The organism is Sphingomonas parapaucimobilis NBRC 15100 (assembly GCF_000787715.1).
GTDB classification, from domain to species: Bacteria; Pseudomonadota; Alphaproteobacteria; order Sphingomonadales; family Sphingomonadaceae; genus Sphingomonas; species Sphingomonas parapaucimobilis.
Window position 1 is genome coordinate 43,667 of sequence record NZ_BBPI01000097.1, and the last position, 19,265, is coordinate 62,931.

Sequence of the window (19,265 nt, forward strand, 5' to 3'; positions counted from 1 at the left end):
GAGTCCTTGCGGCGCGTTATCAGAACAGCCGGTTCAGCAGACGAGGCTCACTGGCCTTCAGCCGGTCCAGCATGGTGTTGACGTAGAACATATCGGGGTTGGCGAGGGCGGGGAGGACGACGACGCCATAATCCGGTTGGTCGATGTCGAGAGTGAAGACCACCAGGCCAACGCCGTGAATGCTGCAGAGCGAGGTCAGACGGTTCATGTCGTCGCTGGTGGTTGTGCGGGGTACGACGATGTAGCTCTTGTGGCTGAACAACCGGTAAGCGACCGCCTGGCCGAAGGCGACGACAGGCTGGCCTGGTGTGGCCTTGATTTCTGCCGTCACGATCTGCGGCTCGAATTTGAAGATGTCCTGCGCACGGGGTTTCAGAACGCCAATCACGTCAGGGGTGCCCCACTTCCCACCCAGGACGCTGCCGCCGAGCGCGCCGGCGACGGTCACCTCGTCATTCTCCTCGAGCCATTCGGCGAAGCTGGCGTAGAAGGCTTGCTCAGAGGCCGATGCCGTGCCGGGCACGTCTGCGTCGACCGTGATTGGGGCGGCGGCGACCGCCTCATCCTGCGCGACGGCTTCGGCAGCGTCGGCCTGAGCGAAGCGGGCGAGCTGGTAGGTGCCGCGTGCAATCTTCACGATGTCGTCGGCGCTTTGGAAGAGGACGTGCGTCGCACCGCGAACGCTGTTGGTGGGCGTCTCCGGGTGAGCTGCTCCGATGGCCTTCAGCACCTCGGCCCAGCGCATTCCTCCGGGATTTGCTGCAAGGATAGCGCGGGCTTCATCCTGAATTTGATTGCGGTTTAATTTCGGCAAAATCTTCTCACTTACGTTCGTTACGCCATCCAGCGCTCCAAGCGAGCCTTGCGGGCTCGCCAATCCGGCATGCGCGTTGCCAAAAGTGCATGGAAAGCTTCACCATGGTCGTGATGGCGCAGGTGGCAGAGCTCATGGACGATCACGAAGTCAATTGCATCAACGTCGGCCTCCACCAGCCGCCGATTGAGGATCAGCGATTGGCCGCTGGCGGAAAGGCTGCCCCAGCGTTTCTCCATCGGACGCACAGTCAGCCGAGGCGGACGGGCCCCCTCGCCGAAAAGCAGCCAGCACCGATCGAACCGCTCGTACAGGACGCGGCGCGCCTCGCGCTGGTACCAGAGACCGAGCCGGACGGCGATGCGACGTGGTTCGTCCGCGGCAATGCCGCCGATCGTCAGGTGTTCCGGGGATAGCACCACTCCGCGCGGCGCATCCGGTTCGACACGCAGACGATACTGGCGGCCGAGAAAGCGGTACGTTTCGCCTGCGACATGGCGACGGGGCGGGGTTGCGGGACGCAATCGGTCGAAATCACGCTTCGTGCTCAAGATCCAAGCACCGCGCCTGACAAGCTTCGCCTCGATCGCCTCGAGCGGCGTGCCGACGGGTGCCGTCACGCACAACATTCCATCCGGTCTGACAGTAATGCCAAGCGTGCGCCGTTCGCTGAATGCGAGGTCATAGGCGACCTCGGTCGCGCCAAGCGTGACGGTTTCGCCCATCATCTCGCCAACTGGCGACGGGCGATGCTGATCACGCCATCAGCGATCCGGTCCATGCCGGCTGCATCGAGGGCCCACAGCCCGCGCTGGCCTTTCACCTCGGCGTAGAGATAGTCGTCGATGCCGGCACGCATTACGTTTTGCGGGCCGGCGTCGTCCTGCCAGCCGACCCGGCACTCCGCGCGTACCAGGATCGCTATGGCGAGCGCGGCCTCGGCCGCGACCTCGTCCAAGTCCGACCGGGCGATCGGTGCCAGCGTCTCGCGCAGCAGCCGCCAAACCGCGGCAGCGAAATCGTCTCCGCGCACTACGTCGGGCAAATCATCGGCGACCTTGGCGCCGACGATCTCGTCGCGCACCGCCGTCACGCGGGCAAGATAGTCCGCTTCGCACAGCCTGCCTGCGCGGAATTCCTCGATTGCCTGCGCAACGATGGCGGAGAAGCGCTGGAAGCGGATCGGGTCCTCTTCCATCCGCTCCGTGATGGTGCGGGCCGTCGCGCTGGCGATCGCGTCCGCGACAGAAGCCGAGCCGCCGGTCGCCTCCTCCACAGCCGCCTTGAAGGTGCTCTCGTCGAAGATATCGACCGGCCCGACTAGCTCCACCATGCCGGTCGCGGTGATGTGCTGGTCGAGCAGCTTGCGGATACGCGCCTGGTATTCGCGCGCGTCGTAGTCGTTAGCGGCATCAGCATAGCGGCGCGCGACCGCACGGCGCAGCGCTTCATGCCGCTTCAAATCCTCCTTGTAGCCGCAGATCGCCCGCTCGGAGGTACGCTCAACCCAGTCCTGCGAGGTGAACGCCGCCTGCAGCGCGCCGGCAAAGGCGCGTAGCCGACCGTAGAAGTCGCGCCGGATCAGCTCATCTGCGAGGTAGCGTTCATAGGCTTCCTGGTCGGCCGTGTTCGCGATGCCCTTGAACAGGTCGAGCAGCGCGGAGTGCGTGTCAGGTAACCGCTCGGTTTCCTCGCGGATCGCCACCAGGGCCTGCGCGACGTCGCCCTCGTCGTAATCCGCGAAGGCCTGGTAGCTGGTCATCGCGCGGTCGAGCTCGCCGAGCACGCCAGCATAATCGACAATATGGCCGTGCGTTTTTTCAGCCTCATCATCCTGATACAGCCGGTTCACCCGCGCGATCGCCTGAAGCAGGCCGTGCTCACGCAGCGGCTTGGCGAGGTAGAGCACGCGGTTGCGAGGCGCGTCGAACCCAGTGAGCAGCTTGTCGACCACGATCAGTAGGTCGGCGCCCGTGCCTTTCTTGAAGCGGTCGATCACGTACCGCTCGAAGGTTTTCAAGTCGCCCTGGAGCGCCTTGGCGCGCTTCAGGTGGGCGCGAACCAGATCGTCTTCCTCGCCGACCTCCTCGTGACCCTCGCGGTCGTCAATATCGGAGATGACGACCTCAGCCGTTACGTCGCCAAAGCCTTCGATCAGCTGCTTGAGCAGCACCGCCTCGCGCTTGCCACGCGCGACCAGCTGGCCGCGGAAGGGAGTGTCCTTCCAGTTGCGCGCGAAGTCTTCAGAGACGTCGAACGCTACCTCCTTGAGCCAAGGCGCAGCACCCAGCACCTCGTTGGTGCGACCCATGCGGCGCTTGAGGTCGGCCTTCTGCTCGTTGGTCAGCCCCTTGGTGACACGGTCGAACCAGCGGTCGAGCCCGTCTTGCTCGACGTCCATCTCGACGTGCCGCCCCTCGTAGAGCAGCGGCACCACGGCCTTGTCGCGCACCGCCTCATCAATCTTGTAGCTGTGGATCAGCCCGCCGAAGGTGGTGAAGGTCGACCGCTCGCGCTTCAGCAGCGGCGTGCCGGTGAAGCCGATGTAGCAGGCGGCGGGGAATACGGTCCGCATCTGCCGGTGCAGGCTCTCGTCGTCCTTCACCGTCTGGCTGCGATGGCTCTCGTCGACGAGCAGGAAGACGTCGGGATCATCGTCGCGCAGGCCGCCGCGCTCGACTAGGCTGCGGAACTTGTGGATAAGCGTCGTGACGATGTCGGCCTTGTCGCGGATTAGCTTGCCGAGGTCTGCGCCGCTACCGGCCTGCACCACCCGCTTGCCCGTAGCCTTGAACGTATCGCCGATCTGGATGTCGAGGTCGGTGCGATCGGTGACCAGCAGCAGTCGCGCCGTCGGCACCGCGCGTATGATCTCGCCCGCCAGCATGACCATGGTCAGCGATTTGCCCGAGCCCTGGGTATGCCAGATCACGCCCCCGCGCCGTCGGCCAGCGTCATCGCGGGTGCGCAGCCGCTCGATCGTGCGGCGCACGCCGAAGAACTGCTGGTAGCGGGGCACCTTCTTCTCGCCCGCGTCGAACAGCGTGTAGTGGCGGACGACATCTAGCAACCGCTCGGGCGAGCAGAGCGAAACCAGCAGCCGGTCAAGCGCGGTCGGCTGGCGCCCGCCGCCCGCCTCCATCATCCGCTCGTGGCGCCCACGGTGGGGCGAGAAGTCGGCGAAGATCGCGGACGCGGTCGGGGGGGCGAGCCCGGCGTTCACCACGCGGTGCATCTGCGCCTCGCCGACCTCCTGCTCGCGCCACAAGGCCCAGAACTGCGCGGGAGTGCCGGTGGTAGCATAGCGCGGATCGGCGGCGTTGGCGGCGATCAGCAGCTGCGCGCTGGCGAACAGGCGCGGGATCTCGTCGGCGTTCTGGTTGCGCAGTTGCTGGCTGATGCCCTGATCGGTGGCGACGCTGGATGCCTTCACCTCGATCACGACCAGCGGCACGCCATTCACGAACAGCACGATGTCGGGTCGGCGGGTGTCGGCGGCGCCCTCGCGCTGCACGGGGAACTCGGCCGTCATGTGGAGGACGTTCTTTTCGGGGGCGTCCCAGTCGACGAACCGGAGCTGGCGGCCCTGCGCGCGCATCTCGCCGCGCTCGTTGGGGAGCGTCACGTCGACCGAGGTGCCGAGCCGCAGCAGGTCGGTGACGGCCGCGTTACCGCCGAGCAGCCCCTTGCCCCGGTCGGCGACCGCACGTCGCAGCCGCCCGATTGCCTCCTTCGCGGCCTCGTCCGGCAGCGCGTGGCGGGCATTGCCCTGGCGCAGCGGGTTGAGCGCGCGGAGCCGTTCGGCAAGCACGTCGTCCAGCAGCGTCTCGGCCAGCCGCCCGCGCCTCTGCGCCTCGCCCTCTACGCGGGTGAGATAGCGCCAGCCGAGATTGGCGAGCGTGTGCAGCGCTTGAAGCTGGACCCCGCCCGCTTCCGACGTGGCGAAGTCTGGCGCGTTCATTCGGCGGCTTCCAGCCGGTCGGCGGCGGGGCCGCCGGGGGCCAAGGCGTCGCCGGTGACAGGCACACACCACTCGCCGGTGAGTAGCTTCTGCATAAGGCCGCGCTTCTGGCGGCGGAGGAGTGCGGCCAGCTCAACAGCTGCCGATGTTGCCTTAGAAAATAAGGCCAATGCGTTCACATCCCGACGTTGCTGAGCGAGAGTGGGGATGTTTACAATCACCTCAGAGAAATGCGGATACTTCAAGTTAAGCGTGTCATCGACTAGCCCCTGCGAGTATCGCCAAAAGCGGTCGATCATATGCTGCTGCTTGAACAGAAAGGCGGCATAAACACCATCAATGTTCGCGCGAGGCGCAACTACGGTGTATGCGGGGCTGACTAGGCCATCCAGCGTGGACAACGCCGATACGCCTTGCCACATTCGCATCGTATTGTACGCGATGTCACCAACGCCGACCCGCTTGTAAGTTGATTTGTCGTTGTTCGAGGTATCTTTGCGGCCTAAATCGTCTCTGTCAATGATGCCCCGATCTCCCGTGACGGAAAGCAGTCGTCCTGATCCCCCGCGTTCATCCCGCTCGTCAAATAAGGCGCCAAGCCGAAATGTAGTCCAGCCTTGCGGCGGCTGACCAGAAAACGCCGGAAAAAAAACCTCTTTGGCATGTCCCGCCAACAGTAATGAACGAGCTATGATTAGCCGATCGGCAGAAGAAATGGCGTCATCCCACATGTCGAGCACCGCCGAAATCCGCTGCTGCTCATCTAGCGAGGGCAATTGCGCTCTCGCCGTCAAGACCACATCTCGACTGATGCCAACCATTGACTGACTGGAACCGGCGGCACCCTGCTCCACGATGGCTCGAAATGAGGGACTAGAAAGGAACGCATAGAGCCACCGCGCATCCACTCCTGCTTTCGGGCAGATCTCCCAAATAAGGTCTGGAAGGTGTAAGTGCGGATAATCTTTGCGTACAAGCGCAACCCTGCCGACCAGTTCAGGCGTGTTCTTGCGTGTTATTAGGATCGTTCCAGCTCGAACAGGAACAGAAAGACGCCCTATTTCCGCAGTAAGAGCTCGCTTGCAAGCTTCCGGCCGGAACTCTCCAGACGTGACGGCAGATAGCGTCAGGACGCCAGGATTAGTTTCATCACAAACACCATCGTCACAAAGAACACTGACTCCGCCTCGGATACTCTCGATCACCTCGGCCAGAGCTACACGAGGCCATCTTTCCGTGGTTCCCTCAGGCAACAATGCCCAGCTCCCGCAGATAGCCGTCCATCTTTACCCGCGTCGCCGCCAGCTGCGCTTCCAGCGCCTCAATCTCGCGCTGCACCGCGGCCACGTCGATCGCCTCCTCGGCCTCGAACGTGTCGACGTAACGCGGGATGTTGAGGTTGAATCCGTTCTCGCGCAACCGTGCGCGCGGCACGACGGCGGCGTAGCGTTCCACGTCCTCGCGCGCGCGCCAGGCGGCGACGATGCGATCGAGCTGCTCGAGGCCGAGCTGGTTCTGCTTCTTGCCCGGCACGAAGTCGCGGCTCGCGTCGATGAACAGCACGTCGTCGGCACCCGCGCGCGCGCCGCCCTTCTCGCGCGCGCGATCGAACATCAGCATGACCACGGGGATGCCGGTGGAAGGGAAGAGCTGCGCGGGCAGGCCGACCACTCCGTCGAGTAGATTTTCCTCGATAAGCTGCTCGCGGATGCGCCCCTCCGCACCGCCACGAAACAGCACGCCATGCGGCGCGATCACCGCGACGCGACCCCCGCGGGGCTTGGCCGCCTCCACCATGTGGCTGATGAAGGCAAAGTCGCCGCGCCCCTTGGGCGGCACGCCGCGATGAAAGCGGCGGAAGCGATCGTTGGCAGCGTTCTCCGCGCCCCACTTGTCCAGGCTGAACGGCGGGTTTGCGACCACTAGGTCGAAGCGTATCAGCGCATCGCCGTCGATCAGCTTGGGGTTGTTGATCGTGTCGCCCCACTCGATCCGCGCGTCGTCTAACCCGTGGAGGAACATGTTCATGCGCGCCAGGCCCTGCGTCTGCCGGGTCGCCTCCTGCCCGAAAAGCTTCACATCGGCACGTGCCGTCTCGACGCCTTGAATATGGGCGACGTGCTCGGCTGCGCGGATCAGCAGGGTCGATGAACCGCAGGCGGGGTCGCAGATGCGGCTGCCCGGCTGCGGATCGCCGAGGCGGACCAGTAGCTCGGACACGCGCCGGGGTGTAAAGAATTCGCCCGCCTTCTTGCCCGCGTCCGATGCGAACTGGCTGATGAGGTAGATGTAGGTTTCGCCGATCGCGTCCTCGGCCTTGTGCTCGCCGCTGAACCGCGAAGGGCTGAAATCGAGCTCGGGTTTGGCGAAATCGTCGAACAGGTGTTTGAGGCGGCGGTTGCGGTCGGCCGTCTCCCCCAGGTTGTTGGTCGAGTTGAAGTCGATGTTGGTCAGGACGCCGGCCAGCTTGGCCCGGTTCGCCTCCTCGATCGCGTGCAGCGCGATGTTTATTAGCTCGCCGACATTGTCCGCGTTGCGCTGGCGGTAGATCGCTTGGAACGTGGTCTCCTCGGTCAGGTTGAACCGCTCGTACCGTAGCTTGCGCTGCACGCGTTCGGCATCGCCGCCGAACTCGCGCTCATACGCCGCCTTATGGTCGAGCCACAGGTCGCTGACATACTTCCAGAACAGGAAGATGAGGATGTAATCCTTGTACTGCGCCGGATCGACGACGCCGCGGAAGGTGTCGCATGCCTTCCATGCGGCATCGTTGAGGCTCTTCTGATTTACGGCGTGCATGAGATCGCCTCCTGAGCGGCTTGCGAAGCAACGGTGGAAAGAGTGGTTTGAAGTAGCGTGGCGCGCAGCCGTAGCAATGTCCCGGTGATGCGGGCTTCTTCGCGGGACAGATCGCTGACCGCGGCGATGCGACGTTGCGCCTCCAACGGAGGAAGTGACAGCGCCAGTGATGCCAGAGCCGATAGAGGCAGACGAGGAACGCCGCCGCTTACACGCTGACCGGCGAGAGCCGTCTGAGTTGTCGGCAGATTGATAAACCAAGCAAGGTAGCCCCCATCCAACTGGACGTGGGGGCGAAGAACGGCCAGGTCTAAAGTCGCGAACACTGGCTGCGGCAGCTTATCACGCATTGCAGCCGCGGAGTTGACCGGGCCGCGCAACGCAACCAGGACATCACCCGGCTGCACCTCGGCTTCTTTCGCAGAGCGGTTTGGTGCCCTTCCTGGCTCAAGAGCGCTGTCATCAAAGGCGCCGGTCGAGATTGTCCGCGCCGAGGCAAACAGCGCGTCCTCGCCGCTGGCCTTTGTTGAACCACTACGAAGGGCAAAAGCATGTAGCACACACGCTGTCTATGGAACCAGTTTCCATAGGTCAAACGGAAAGTCGGGACGGGCGCGATGCAGGAGGCTCAGGAGCATGTGAAACCTGACCTGAACGAGCGGCGGCTAAGCCTCTGCCGCGCTTTAAACCGGACAGGCCGCAATCCACCACTGCCGCCCCCCGTGTAGACCACCTAGGCGGCGGAAAGGCCCTATACGGGCTTGCATTCGAACAGCATGCCACATGATTGACCGGCGCCCATCAGGTGTAATCTGTTTTAGTGGTCACCGCCGTTTCACGAGACTGCGAAACGTAATCGACCATCGCGGGCGTTCCATCGGTGCGATGCTGTGTTCCCATTCATGCCGAGCAGGTCCGCTCATGTGATAGCCGCCCCGCGGTTCGAGCGGCAACGACGCGCGGTCGAAGCCGCCGGCTCGCCGCCGCCGGAAGCGCATCGTCGCCGGTTCGCCGAGGGAGATGCCGAGGACATGGCCGTAGATCGGCCGGTCGCGATGCCAGCCGATCCCGGCGCCCGGGTCGTAGCGAATGAGCAGCGCCTGGATCAGTGCTTCGGGCGGGAGCCCGGCGAAATTGGCGGCCCTGTCGCGAATGGGGAGAAGCCAGTCCGGCATCGGTGGCGCATCCTTTGGGCACCCGACCTCGAAGTCGTAACTCCATCCGAAGGAAGTTGTCAGCCGCTTGCCTGTCCAGCCCTGAAAGCGGAACGGCTCGAGGCCGGTCGCGTCGATCCGGTCGATCAGCATGCGCTCCTCGTCCGCGGTGATCAGGTTCGCCCGCATGGCGAGCCCCGGCAGGAGCGGCGCGTCAAAGAGGTCGAGCATCACGCCGCCGCCTCCGCGAAGATCGGCAATTCGGTCGGTGCCGCTGCCCCGGCCTCGACGAAGTTCGACACCGTTACGCCGACCAGTCGTATCCCCTTCTGGGTCGGCAGGATTGACCGGATCAGGTCGAGCGCCGCGCGGCGCAGGCCTTCGCGACTGATGACCGCCACGGGCTGGCTGCGCCGCCGGGTGATCTGATGGAAGTCAGCGTACTTGACCTTCACCGTGACGGTGCGGCCAAAGGCTTGCCGTCCCTCGCACCAGTCCCAGACATCGTCCGCCATCTTGAGTACGCCGGCCTCAATCTCCCTGGGTTCGGTCAGGTCGCGGTTGAACGTCGTTTCCGACCCCGACGACTTGCGCACGCGGTTCGGATTGACCGAACGGTCATCTTCCCCGCGCGCGATGGCGTAATACCATTCCGCCGAACTGCCGAAATGCTGCTGCAGGAACGCCAGCGACTTAGCGCGCAGATCAGCCCCGGTCTCGATCCCCAGCCGCTTCATCTTCTCCGCCGTCACCGGCCCGACGCCGTGGAAGCGGCTGACGGGCAGCGTCTCGACCCAGGCGGCGCCCATGTCCGGCGTGACTGCAAATTGGCCGTTAGGCTTGCGGTGATCCGAGGCGAGCTTGGCCAGGAACTTGTTGTACGAGATGCCCGCCGATGCGGTCAGGCCGGTCTCCGCCAGAATGTCGGCGCGGATCGCCTTGGCGGTCAACCATGCGGTTTCCAGGCCGCGCTTGTTCGCGGTGACGTCGAGATAGGCCTCGTCGAGCGACAAGGGCTGGATCACGTCGGTATAGCGCGCGAACACGTCATGGATCTGGCGCGAGACGTCGCGATACACTTCGAAGCGGGGCGGCACGAAGATTAGGTCGGGACAGCGGCGCAGTGCGGTGACTGAAGGCAAAGCGGAGCGAACGCCGAAAGTGCGGGCCTCGTAGCTGGCCGCCGCCACCACGCCCCGTGCCGCGGCATGACCGACCGCAACCGGCTTGCCGCGCAGCGACGGATCGTCACGCTGCTCCACCGAGGCGAAGAAGGCGTCCATGTCGACGTGAATGATCTTACGCACCGCCATGCGCTCCTTTTAACGCATGCAGAACAAGATGTGAACATATTGTGCAAAAACGTCGGAAACCCGTCGCTTATCCCACCTGCCCATCTCTTGGCCTAGATCCGAGCACGACGCCGTTCGAGCGATGCCGCGAACGTCGCCGCCGCATCAGCCGGATGATCACCGCCGTGCGAAGAGGTCCATATTCGCATCGCCCCAAGCCTTCAGCGCCGCGATGATCGGCGATAGGGATCGGCCGCGATCGGACAGGCTATATTCTACCCGCGGCGGCACCTGAGCGAAGACCTCGCGCTCGATCAGGCCATCGGCCTCCAGCTCGCGCAGCTGGTTGGTCAGCATGCGCGGCGTCACGTCCCCGGCACGGCGGCGCAGTTCGTTGAAGCGCGTGCGTCCGTCCTGCAGATGGTAGAGGATCACCGCCTTCCACTTGCCGTCGATCAGGCTCACCGCCGCCTCGACGGCGCAACCCGGGGCACAATCGAGGCGGGAGTGACGGGCTTTCGCCATCAGGGCGGTATCCTTTTCGACACTATGAGCGTTTTTTGTGCCTACGACATAAGCTGACACCGTCCCTATCTCGCGTGTGTCAGCAAAAGGAGCAAGACCCATGCGCGCCATAGCCTATCGCCAGCCCGGCCCGATTGACCGGGACGAAGCCCTTGTCGAGGTCGAACTGCCACGACCCGTTCCGACCGGGCGCGACATTCTGGTCGCGGTTCGGGCCATCTCGGTGAACCCCGTCGACGCGAAGGTTCGCACTGGCGCCGCGCCATTCGACGGACGTGACGAGCGCATTCTCGGCTGGGATGCGGCGGGCTTGGTCGAGGCGGTCGGCCCTGAGGCCACCCGCTTCAAGGTGGGTGACGAGGTCTTCTATGCAGGCGACCTGATGCGCGACGGCAGCAATGCGGAATATCAGCTGGTCGACGAGCGGATCGTTGGCCATCGCCCCCACAGCATCGGCTTCGCGGAAGCGGCGGCGCTGCCGCTGACGGCGATCACGGCTTGGGAAACCCTGTTCGACCGGTTGAAGGTCGACGACCAGCCGGCCGGCGGCGCCCGTGCCATCCTGATCATCGGCGGCGCGGGCGGCGTCGGTTCCGCGGCGATCCAGATCGCGCGTGCTCGGACCGACCTGACCGTGATCGCCACTGCCTCGCGCGCCGAGACGCAAGGCTGGGTGCGCGACCTCGGCGCGCATCATGTCATCGATCATTCCCGGCCGATGGCACCGCAGATCGCCGCGCTGGAGATCGGCGCGCCCGCCTTCGTCTTCTCGACCACCCATACCGATCGCCATCTGGCCGATATCGCCGAGCTGATCGCGCCGCAGGGGCGCTTCGCGCTGATCGATGATCCCGCCAGCCTCGACATCGTCGCCTTCAAGCGCAAGGCGGTGTCCGTTCATTGGGAATTGATGTTCACCCGGTCGCTCTTCGACACACCGGACGTCGGCGAGCAGGGTCGACTGTTGGATGCGGTGGCCGAACTGGCGGACGAGGGGCGCATTCGCACCACGGCCACCGAAACGCTGTCACCGATCAATGCCGCCAACCTGATCGAGGCGCACCGCCGCATCGAGAGCGCCACCACGCGGGGCAAGATCGTCCTGGAAGGCTGGGACAGCCGGCAGGCGTAAGCTCGACGCGGGTCCCTACGAGATGCGCGCGCGGGCGGGTCAGGCGAATGCCAACTCGCCCGCGACGACCGCCATGGCATGGTCGACGAAGCGCGCCTTCTCCCCGACCGGCGCGACGTAATGAAGTGCCTCGCGCGCGAGTTCGGGCTCGCCTCTGCGCGCGATCAGCCATGCGGCGAGATAGGGCGCGGCAAGACAACCGCCCGCCGTCGCGACATTGCCATAAGCGGCGAACGGTGCGTCGATGACCGTGACACCGGCCTCCACCACCCATGGCTTGGTGGTGAGGTCGGTGCACGCGGGCAAATCACCGATCAGGCCGAGCCTGGCCAACAACAGCGTTCCCGAACATTGCGCCGCGATCAACTGCCGCGCCGGATCAAGGCGAAGCCGGGCGAGCATCGCCGGATCGTTGGCGATCTCCCGCGTGCGGACACCACTGCCGATCAGCACCGCATCCGCCTCCTCGAGAAATGCGAGCGGCCGTTGGCGATGGACCACGACGCCGTTCATCGACGTCACCGTCTCGGTCGGCGCCGTGATGTGCGCGGCCCAGCCATGCGGGCGCAGCCGGTTGATGATCGCGGCAGCCACGAACGAATCCAGTTCGTTGAAGCCGTCGAAGGTCAGGACCGCGACCTGCATCACCCTTGCGTCCGTCCGGAGAACAGCGTCCGCGTCGCACCGGCGACCCAAACCTGGCCGGTTTCATCCTGCGAGACATGGATACGCCCGCTCCGCCCGAGGCGCGTGCCCTGTGCAGCGACATAGCTGCCGCTGGCCCGGCCGCTGGCGAACAGCCACTGGCCGACGGACGCGTTGAGGCTGCCGGTCACCGGGTCCTCGATCAGCCCGCCATGCGCGTCGGTGAAGAGCGCACGCAGTTCGAACGCGACCTCGCTGCCGGGTGCATGTGGTCCGACGATGCCGATGTCGATATGCTCGGGGTGGTACCGCGCCGGCTCGACCGCCAGCACCGCCTCGGCCGACGCCAGCATGACCGCGATCCAGCCGGGGCCATTGTCGGCCCAGGCAGCATCGACGATCGCCGCGCGGTCGATCCGCAGCAGATCGGCGACCTGTGCGATCTCCGCCTTGGTTGGCGTGCCGCCGCGCAGCAGCGGTGGGGCGGCAAAAGCAAGCTGATCGCCATCGCGCCGGATCGTCACCAGTCCCACGCCGCATTCCTGCACGATCACGCCGTCCTGCTTCGGCTGCCCGCCCGCTTCCGCCCACGCATGCGCGCTGCCCAAGGTCGGGTGCCCGGCGAACGGCAGTTCGTGCGCCATGGTGAAGATCCGCACGCGATAGTCGGCCGATGGATCGGTCGGCGGCAGCAGGAAGGTCGTCTCCGAAAAGTTCAACCAGCTTGCGATCGCCTGCATCTCGTCCGTCGTCAGGCCATCGGCATCGGCGATAACGGCCAAGGGATTGCCGGTCAGCGGATCGGTGCCGAATACGTCGACGAGGCGAAAGGGGCGGGTCACGGTCATCTCCTGTTGATGATGGCTGGTCCTATCGCGGAGCGACTGGCGCCGACAGATACACATCGGTACGATCATGCCGAACTGTATTGGTGGGATTGGCAGTACGATGGCGAGCGCGCCCGACGAAACCCGCACCGGCATGGTGGTCCGTGCGATCCGTGACCGGATCGACGCCCGCACGCTGACGCCGGGCGCCCGGCTGCCGTCGATCCGCGCCATGGCCGAGACGAGCGGCGTCGCGCGCTCGACGGTGGTCGAGGCCTATGATCGCCTCGCCGCTGAGGGGGTGATCCGGTCGCGACCGGGATCGGGCTTTTATGTCGCCGCGCCCTTGGCCCCGCTGGCATTGGATCGGCTGGTCAGCACGAAGGAGCGCGAGGTCGACCCGCTCTGGATGCTGCGTCAGTCGCTCGGCGAACGACGGCACGAAATGATGCCGGGATGCGGCTGGCTGCCCGATGACTGGCTGGCGGGCGACGCGCTGCGCAAGGCGATGCGCCGGGCAGCGCGATCCGACGAGAACGGCACGCTGGCGGGCTATGCATCCCCCTTGGGCTCGCCCCCGCTCCGGGCGTTGTTGGCGAGGCGGATGGCGGATCAGGGGATCGAAGCCGGCCCCGACCAGATCCTGCTGACCGACAGCGGCACCCATGCGCTCGATCTGGTGTGCCGCTTCCTGCTTCAGCCGGGCGATACCGTGCTGGTTGACGACCCGTGCTATTTCAACTTTCTGGCGTTGTTGCGGGCGCACCGGGCAACGGTGGTGGGCGTACCGATGACGCCGACCGGGCCGGACGTCACCGCCTTCACCGAGGCCGCCGCGACGCATCGGCCGCGCTTCTACCTGACCAACTCAGGCGTCCATAACCCGACCGGAGCGTCGCTCGCGGCCGCCACCGCGCACCGACTGCTCAAGATCGCCGAGGCGCATGACATGGTCGTTGTCGAGGACGATATCTTCGCCGACTTCGAACACACGCCGTCTCCACGATTGGCCGCCTTCGACGGCCTCGACCGGACGATCCGCATCGGCAGCTTCTCCAAGTCGCTGTCGGCGGCGGTGCGCTGTGGCCATATCGCGGCGCGACCCGACTGGATTGAAGGGTTGGCCGACCTACGCATCGCAACATCGATGGCGGGCAGTCCGCTCGCCGCCAACCTGCTGCACGCGGTGCTGACCGATGGCAGCTATCGGCGTCATGTTGACGGTGTCCGGACCCGGCTGGCCCGGGCTATGGCCCGGGTGGCCAAACGTCTGCGGGCCATCGGGATCGAGCCGTGGACCGATCCAGCGGCGGGCATCTTCCTGTGGGCGCGATTGCCCGATAGCGTCGACGCCGTTGAGCTGGCACGCAAGGCGATCAATGCAGGGATCGTTCTAGCACCGGGTCCGGTGTTCAGCACCAGCGGCGGATGGCGCGACCACCTGCGCTTCAACGTCGCGATGAGCGACGATGACCGGCTGTACGCCTTTCTGGAATCGGCCGTGTCGCGCCCGCTACTCGAACCGGCTGGCTAGGCGCTCGACCAGGAAGTCGACGAACACCCGCACCCGTGCCGGCGTGGTGGAGCCGCCGACGAAGACGGCGTGGATCAGTTCGACATCGCCTGGATTGTATTCTTCCAGCAATGGCACGAGCCGCCCGTCCGCGATCTCAGCCGCAACGCTGAAGCGGCCGACGCGGGTGATGCCGACCCCGGCAGCGGCGAGATGGCCCAGCGTCTCGCCATTGTTAGCGACGATGCCGCCTTCGACACTCAGCGCGAAATCCCGGCCTTCGCGGCGGAACGGCCAGATCGGTTCGGCGCGGCGAAAGTTGAAGTTCAGGCAATTGTGGGCGTGCAGGTCTTCCGGGACTTTGGGCGTGCCTGCCCGCGCCAGATAGTCTGGCGACGCCACGATCACCCGCCGCGCCTCGGACAGCTTGCGCGCCGTCAAACCGCTGTCGGCGAGCGGACCGAAGCGGATCGCGACATCGGCCTGTCCGCCAGCGATGTCGACCAGCGTGTCGGTTAGGGCGATATCGATCAGGATATGGGGATAGGCGCGCGCGAAATCGCCGAGCAGAGGCACGACGCACAACCGGCCATGCGCCAGCGCCGCACTGATCCGCAACCGTCCGCGCGGTGCGCCCTGGTCGGCGATCTGCTGCTCGGCATCGTCGAGGTCGGCGAGGATGCGCCGTGCGGCAAGGAGATAGGCTTGTCCCTCTGCAGTGAGCGTCAACGCCCGGGTGGAGCGTAGCAGCAGCCGCACGCCGAGCCGCGCTTCGATCCGATCAATCGCACGCGCCACCGCCGAGGGCGTCAGCCCGAGCGTGCGGCCGGCCGCCGAGAATCTGCCTTCCTCCACCACGCTCGCGAACAAGGCAAGTGACCGGGCGCGATCGTCGTTGCCAGCTACCTTTGCGTCCAAGGCATAAATCCTTTGCACCGGCGGGCAGTTCCGCCGCGCTGCTTCACCGTCCATCTATGCGCCTGACGAATGACATTCGAGAAAGGAGGTGTCATGGAATATCGGCAATTGGGATCGTCCGGCCTGCGCGTTCCGGCGCTGTCGTTCGGCGCGGGGACCTTCGGCGGCAAGGGACCGCTGTTCAGCGCGTGGGGCACAAGCGACGCCGCCGAGGCGCGGCGGCTGGTCGACATCTGCCTCGACGCGGGCGTGACGCTGTTCGACACCGCCGACGTCTATTCGGACGGCGCGTCGGAACAGGTGCTGGGCGAGGCAATCAAGGGGCGGCGCGATGCCGTCCTGATCTCGACCAAGACCGGCCTGCCGATGGGTGACGGCCCGCAGGACTGGGGCGCATCGCGGGCGCGGCTGACCGGCGCGGTCGAGGCGGCGTTGCGGCGGCTCGACACCGACCGGATCGACCTGCTCCAGCTTCACGCCTTCGATGCGTCAACGCCGACCGAGGAGGTGATAGGCACGCTCGACCGGCTGATCGCCGACGGCAAGGTGCGTTATGCCGGCGTCTCCAACTATCCCGGCTGGCAGATCATGAAGGCACAAGGCTTAGCCGATCGCCATGGCTGGCCGCGTCTCGTCGCGCATCAGGTCTATTACTCGTTGATCGGCCGTGCGTATGAATGGGATCTCATGCCGCTAGCGGCGGACCAGGGTGTCGGTGCGCTAGTCTGGAGCCCGCTCGGCTGGGGCCGGCTGACCGGCAAGATCGGGCGGGGACGGCCGATCCCGGCAGGCAGCCGCCTCCACGAAACCGCACAGTTCGCGCCGCCGGTCGAGGAAGAGCATCTGTACCGCGTCGTCGATGCGCTGGAAGCGGTGGCGGCCGAGGTGGGCAAAACGGTGCCGCAGGTCGCGATCAACTGGCTGCTGCGACGTCCGACCGTATCGTCGGTCATCATCGGTGCGCGGGACGAGGCGCAGCTGCGCGACAATCTCGGCGCGGTCGGCTGGGCGCTGTCGCCCAAGCAGGTGGCCGCGCTCGACGCGGCAAGCGACGTGCTGCCGCCCTATCCACATACCCCATACCGGCAACAGGAGGGCTTCGCCCGCCTAGCGCCGCCGATGGTTTGAGGGAGCCAGGATCATGAAGTTCAACCTCGGATTACTCGCGCTGGCGGTCGGTGCCTTCGGCATCGGCGTCACCGAGTTCGCGCCGATGGGCATGTTGCCGGTGATGGCGGCAGACCTGCAGGTGTCGATCCCCGCCGCCGGGCTGCTGGTCAGCGCCTATGCGATGGGCGTGCTGATCGGCGCGCCGTTGATGACGCTCACCACCGGGCGGATCGACCGGCGGACGCTCCTGATCGCGCTGATGGGCATCTTCACGCTCGGCAACGCGCTGTCGGCGGTGGCGGGCGGGTACTGGATGTTGATGGCGGCGCGGATCGTCACTTCGTTCAACCATGGCGCCTTCTTCGGCGTCGGATCGGTGGTGGCCGCCAGCCTGGTACCGCCGGACAAGCGTGCGGGCGCGGTGGCGGCGATGTTCACCGGGTTGACCGTCGCCACGATCGGCGGCGTGCCGGCGGCGACCTGGGTCAGCGAGGCAGTTAGCTGGCGCACCGTGTTCGCGGGGATCGCGGGCGTTGGCGCGATCGCTATGCTGTCGCTCCGTCTTGCCCTGCCGCCGCTGCCCCGCGCCGAAGGCGGCGACATGCGCGCTGAACTGCGCGTGCTGACGCGCGGTCCGGTGGTGATGGCACTGGCCCTGACCACGATCGGCTTTGGCGGCGTCTTTACCGTCTTTACCTATATCGTGCCGATCCTGCGCGATGTGACGCATGGCTCGACCGGCTATGTCACCGCGATGCTGATGCTGTTCGGGGTTGGTGCGACGATCGGCAATGGCGTCGGCGGTCGGCTGGCGGACCGTTCGATCGACCGGGCGCTCATGACCATGCTGGCGATCATGGCGCTGACGCTGCTCGCCTTCACGGTGCTGATGCAATGGCCGGTGACCGCTGCCATCGCGATCCTGATCTGGGGCATCGCCAGCTTCGCGATCGTGCCGCCCTTGCAGATGCGTGTGATGGATGCGGCCTCGGACGCGCCGAACCTCGCCTCCGCGATGAATATCGGTGCCTTCAACCTTGGCAACGCGATCGGCGCAGCGCTGGGCGGCGGCGTGATCGGGGCTGGGCTGGGCTTGTCCACCGTGTCGCTGGCCGGTGCGGCGATGGCGGCGGTGGCGCTGGCGATGCTGCTGGCGTTCCGGCGTCAGCCGCGTGCAAGGACCTGTCCGGTCTGAAGAGCGGTTGCGACATGGATGAGCTTGTCCGGATTGCGGACGATGTAGATCGCCGCGATCCGGCCGTCGCGGATGTCGAGCGCGGTGGTCTGGAGTACGCCGCCGCCCGCGCGGCTGACATAGCCGGGCAGCCCGTCGATCGTGGCGAAGCGGATCACTTCCACCGGCGCGTCGGCGTATTTGCGACGTAGCCCGATGAACAAGCGTTGCGCCTTTGCCAGACCCCGGATGATGTTGTGGAATGCCAGGACGCGGCCGCCGCCATCGGAATGGATGGCGACGTCCTCCGCCAGCAGGTCCGACAAGGCACGCGCGTCGCCGTCCCGCGCCGCCGCGAAGAAGGCGCGGGTGATCCGCGCCGCTTCCTGCGCATCGACCGGATAGCGCGGCCGCGCCTCCGCGACATGCCGCCGGGCGCGGGAGGCGAGTTGCCGCACCGTTGCGGGAGCGCGGTCGAGCGTCCTGGCCACCTCGAGCAACGCGACTTCGAACACATCGTGGAGCAGGAAGGCGGCCCGCTCCAACGGCGAGAGCCGTTCCATGGCCAGCATGAGGGTGACGGTCAGATCGTCGGCCACCTCGTCCGGATCGGTCGTGCCGAGCAGCGGCTCGGGCAACCATGTGCCGACATAGGTCTCCCGCCGCACCCGCGCCGACTTCAGATGATCGAGGCAGAGCCGCGTGACGACCCGGGTAAGCCACGCAGCGGGTGCCTCGACCTCTTCCACCTGCGACCAACGCAGCCAGGCGTCCTGCACCAAATCCTCCGCTTCGGCGAGAGAGCCGGTCATGCGATAGGCCAGCCGGACGAGCCGCGGCCGCTCCGCCTCGAACAGCGCGGCGTCAGGCATCGTCCACCGGATGCGCGACGCGGAAAGCCACCTGGAGGCGGTTCCAAGTGTTGATCGCGCCGATAGCCATGGTCAGCCAGACCTGCTCCGCATCGGAAAATGCCGCCTTCACCGCATCATAGTCCGCATCGGGAGCCCCCGTCTTGGGCAACAGCGTCAACGCCTCCGCCCAGCCGAGTGCGGCCCGCTCGCGATTCGAATAGAGCGTCGATTCCCGCCATGCGCTCAGCATGTACAGGCGCATCTCACTTTCGCCATGACGGCGCAGGTCGGTCGCATGCATATGCAGGCAGAAGGCACAGCCGTTGATCTGCGACACGCGGAATTTCACCAGTTCGAGCAGATTGTGGTCGAGGCCGCTTTTCGTGAAGCTCTGCTCCAGCGCCATCATGGCCTTGATCGCTTCCGGGGCCAGAGCGTGTGGGTTGGCGATACGGGGTATCATGGTCGGTCTCCTTGGGTTCCGACACCATGACGAGACAGCGGGGACCGGTGTGACATGCCGGTCCAGAATTTTCGCCCGCTGCCC

18 protein-coding genes are annotated in these 19,265 nt (G+C 65.8%); 4 read left to right on the top strand and 14 right to left on the bottom strand.

What is annotated here, in order from left to right; genetic code table 11:
- Nucleotides 1–19 precede the first annotated feature (19 nt).
- From SP5_RS16750 to SP5_RS16785, 9 genes are all read right to left on the bottom strand, one after another.
- Nucleotides 20–877 carry a hypothetical protein gene (locus SP5_RS16750; RefSeq protein WP_245613531.1) on the bottom strand — a complete coding sequence of 286 codons (858 nt, stop codon included), beginning with the start codon at nucleotides 875–877 and terminating at the stop codon, nucleotides 20–22.
- Nucleotides 835–1,542 carry a M48 family metallopeptidase gene (locus tag SP5_RS16755; protein ID WP_042490819.1) on the bottom strand — a complete coding sequence of 236 codons (708 nt, stop codon included), beginning with the start codon at nucleotides 1,540–1,542 and terminating at the stop codon, nucleotides 835–837. The genes SP5_RS16750 and SP5_RS16755 overlap by 43 nt, the downstream gene beginning before the upstream one ends.
- Entirely contained in the window at nucleotides 1,539–4,775 is a 3,237-nt protein-coding gene (locus SP5_RS16760) for a type I restriction endonuclease subunit R (protein ID WP_042490822.1), read from the bottom strand. Before SP5_RS16760 ends, SP5_RS16755 begins: the two co-directional genes overlap by 4 nt.
- Nucleotides 4,772–5,980, bottom strand: a complete 1,209-nt coding sequence (locus tag SP5_RS16765; protein WP_157013786.1) for a restriction endonuclease subunit S — start codon at nucleotides 5,978–5,980, stop codon at nucleotides 4,772–4,774. Before SP5_RS16765 ends, SP5_RS16760 begins: the two co-directional genes overlap by 4 nt.
- A gap of 40 nt (nucleotides 5,981–6,020) precedes the next feature.
- A complete protein-coding gene (locus SP5_RS16770) occupies nucleotides 6,021–7,574 on the bottom strand; it encodes a type I restriction-modification system subunit M (protein WP_042490825.1) in 1,554 nt (517 codons plus the stop codon).
- On the bottom strand, nucleotides 7,562–8,134 hold the full coding sequence (locus SP5_RS19335) for a restriction endonuclease subunit S (RefSeq protein ID WP_157013787.1): 573 nt from the start codon (nucleotides 8,132–8,134) through the stop codon (nucleotides 7,562–7,564). The genes SP5_RS16770 and SP5_RS19335 overlap by 13 nt, the downstream gene beginning before the upstream one ends.
- A 264-nt stretch (nucleotides 8,135–8,398) precedes the next feature.
- Nucleotides 8,399–8,959, bottom strand: coding sequence for an alpha-ketoglutarate-dependent dioxygenase AlkB (locus SP5_RS16775; protein WP_042490828.1), 561 nt, complete (start codon nucleotides 8,957–8,959; stop codon nucleotides 8,399–8,401).
- A complete protein-coding gene (gene dinB, locus SP5_RS16780) occupies nucleotides 8,959–10,041 on the bottom strand; it encodes a DNA polymerase IV (protein ID WP_042490830.1) in 1,083 nt (360 codons plus the stop codon). The genes SP5_RS16775 and dinB overlap by 1 nt, the downstream gene beginning before the upstream one ends.
- Before the next feature lie 156 nt (nucleotides 10,042–10,197).
- Nucleotides 10,198–10,545 (bottom strand): winged helix-turn-helix transcriptional regulator, encoded by a 348-nt coding sequence (locus SP5_RS16785; RefSeq protein WP_042490832.1) that lies wholly within the window; start codon nucleotides 10,543–10,545, stop codon nucleotides 10,198–10,200.
- 100 nt (nucleotides 10,546–10,645) lie between these two features.
- Between SP5_RS16785 and SP5_RS16790 the strand changes: the two genes are divergently transcribed.
- Nucleotides 10,646–11,677, top strand: a complete 1,032-nt coding sequence (locus SP5_RS16790) for a zinc-binding alcohol dehydrogenase family protein (RefSeq protein WP_042490835.1) — start codon at nucleotides 10,646–10,648, stop codon at nucleotides 11,675–11,677.
- A gap of 39 nt (nucleotides 11,678–11,716) precedes the next feature.
- Here the strand turns inward: SP5_RS16790 and SP5_RS16795 are convergent, their stop codons facing one another.
- Together SP5_RS16795 and SP5_RS16800 are read right to left on the bottom strand one after the other, a co-directional pair.
- Nucleotides 11,717–12,322: a DJ-1/PfpI family protein gene (locus SP5_RS16795; RefSeq protein WP_042490836.1), complete on the bottom strand. Its 606-nt coding sequence runs from the start codon at nucleotides 12,320–12,322 to the stop codon at nucleotides 11,717–11,719.
- The gene (locus SP5_RS16800) at nucleotides 12,322–13,164 is read right to left on the bottom strand and encodes a PhzF family phenazine biosynthesis protein (protein WP_042490905.1); all 843 of its coding nucleotides are present in this window, start codon (nucleotides 13,162–13,164) and stop codon (nucleotides 12,322–12,324) included. The genes SP5_RS16795 and SP5_RS16800 overlap by 1 nt, the downstream gene beginning before the upstream one ends.
- Before the next feature lie 106 nt (nucleotides 13,165–13,270).
- Here SP5_RS16800 and SP5_RS16805 point away from each other — a divergent pair, with 106 nt between their 5' ends.
- Nucleotides 13,271–14,683, top strand: coding sequence for an aminotransferase-like domain-containing protein (locus tag SP5_RS16805; protein ID WP_042490839.1), 1,413 nt, complete (start codon nucleotides 13,271–13,273; stop codon nucleotides 14,681–14,683).
- Here the strand turns inward: SP5_RS16805 and SP5_RS16810 are convergent.
- Complete coding sequence (locus tag SP5_RS16810) at nucleotides 14,663–15,580, bottom strand: LysR family transcriptional regulator (protein ID WP_042490907.1); 918 nt, start codon at nucleotides 15,578–15,580, stop codon at nucleotides 14,663–14,665. The two genes, SP5_RS16805 and SP5_RS16810, sit on opposite strands and share 21 nt — an antisense overlap.
- Before the next feature lie 93 nt (nucleotides 15,581–15,673).
- Between SP5_RS16810 and SP5_RS16815 the strand changes: the two genes are divergently transcribed.
- Complete coding sequence (locus SP5_RS16815) at nucleotides 15,674–16,708, top strand: aldo/keto reductase (protein WP_042490841.1); 1,035 nt, start codon at nucleotides 15,674–15,676, stop codon at nucleotides 16,706–16,708.
- A 13-nt stretch (nucleotides 16,709–16,721) separates the two neighbouring features.
- On the top strand, nucleotides 16,722–17,885 hold the full coding sequence (locus tag SP5_RS16820) for an MFS transporter (protein WP_042490844.1): 1,164 nt from the start codon (nucleotides 16,722–16,724) through the stop codon (nucleotides 17,883–17,885).
- Here SP5_RS16820 and SP5_RS16825 read toward each other — a convergent pair.
- Together SP5_RS16825 and SP5_RS16830 are read right to left on the bottom strand one after the other, a co-directional pair.
- Nucleotides 17,855–18,736 (bottom strand): sigma-70 family RNA polymerase sigma factor, encoded by an 882-nt coding sequence (locus SP5_RS16825; protein WP_042490847.1) that lies wholly within the window; start codon nucleotides 18,734–18,736, stop codon nucleotides 17,855–17,857. The genes SP5_RS16820 and SP5_RS16825 overlap by 31 nt on opposite strands.
- The gene (locus SP5_RS16830; RefSeq protein ID WP_042490850.1) at nucleotides 18,729–19,181 is read right to left on the bottom strand and encodes a carboxymuconolactone decarboxylase family protein; all 453 of its coding nucleotides are present in this window, start codon (nucleotides 19,179–19,181) and stop codon (nucleotides 18,729–18,731) included. Before SP5_RS16830 ends, SP5_RS16825 begins: the two co-directional genes overlap by 8 nt.
- Nucleotides 19,182–19,265: the final 84 nt, after the last annotated feature.

Bases quoted from the DNA above. Each gene is read 5' to 3' on its own strand.
- SP5_RS16755 (WP_042490819.1), bottom strand. From the start codon at position 1,542: ATGATGGGCGAAACCGTCACGCTTGGCGCGACCGAGGTCGCCTATGAC.
- SP5_RS16760 (WP_042490822.1), bottom strand. From the start codon at position 4,775: ATGAACGCGCCAGACTTCGCCACGTCGGAAGCGGGCGGGGTCCAGCTT.
- SP5_RS16770 (WP_042490825.1), bottom strand. From the start codon at position 7,574: ATGCACGCCGTAAATCAGAAGAGCCTCAACGATGCCGCATGGAAGGCA.
- SP5_RS16775 (WP_042490828.1), bottom strand. From the start codon at position 8,959: ATGCTCGACCTCTTTGACGCGCCGCTCCTGCCGGGGCTCGCCATGCGG.
- dinB (WP_042490830.1), bottom strand. From the start codon at position 10,041: ATGGCGGTGCGTAAGATCATTCACGTCGACATGGACGCCTTCTTCGCC.
- SP5_RS16785 (WP_042490832.1), bottom strand. From the start codon at position 10,545: ATGGCGAAAGCCCGTCACTCCCGCCTCGATTGTGCCCCGGGTTGCGCC.
- SP5_RS16790 (WP_042490835.1), top strand. From the start codon at position 10,646: ATGCGCGCCATAGCCTATCGCCAGCCCGGCCCGATTGACCGGGACGAA.
- SP5_RS16795 (WP_042490836.1), bottom strand. From the start codon at position 12,322: ATGCAGGTCGCGGTCCTGACCTTCGACGGCTTCAACGAACTGGATTCG.
- SP5_RS16805 (WP_042490839.1), top strand. From the start codon at position 13,271: ATGGCGAGCGCGCCCGACGAAACCCGCACCGGCATGGTGGTCCGTGCG.
- SP5_RS16815 (WP_042490841.1), top strand. From the start codon at position 15,674: ATGGAATATCGGCAATTGGGATCGTCCGGCCTGCGCGTTCCGGCGCTG.
- SP5_RS16820 (WP_042490844.1), top strand. From the start codon at position 16,722: ATGAAGTTCAACCTCGGATTACTCGCGCTGGCGGTCGGTGCCTTCGGC.
- SP5_RS16825 (WP_042490847.1), bottom strand. From the start codon at position 18,736: ATGCCTGACGCCGCGCTGTTCGAGGCGGAGCGGCCGCGGCTCGTCCGG.
- SP5_RS16830 (WP_042490850.1), bottom strand. From the start codon at position 19,181: ATGATACCCCGTATCGCCAACCCACACGCTCTGGCCCCGGAAGCGATC.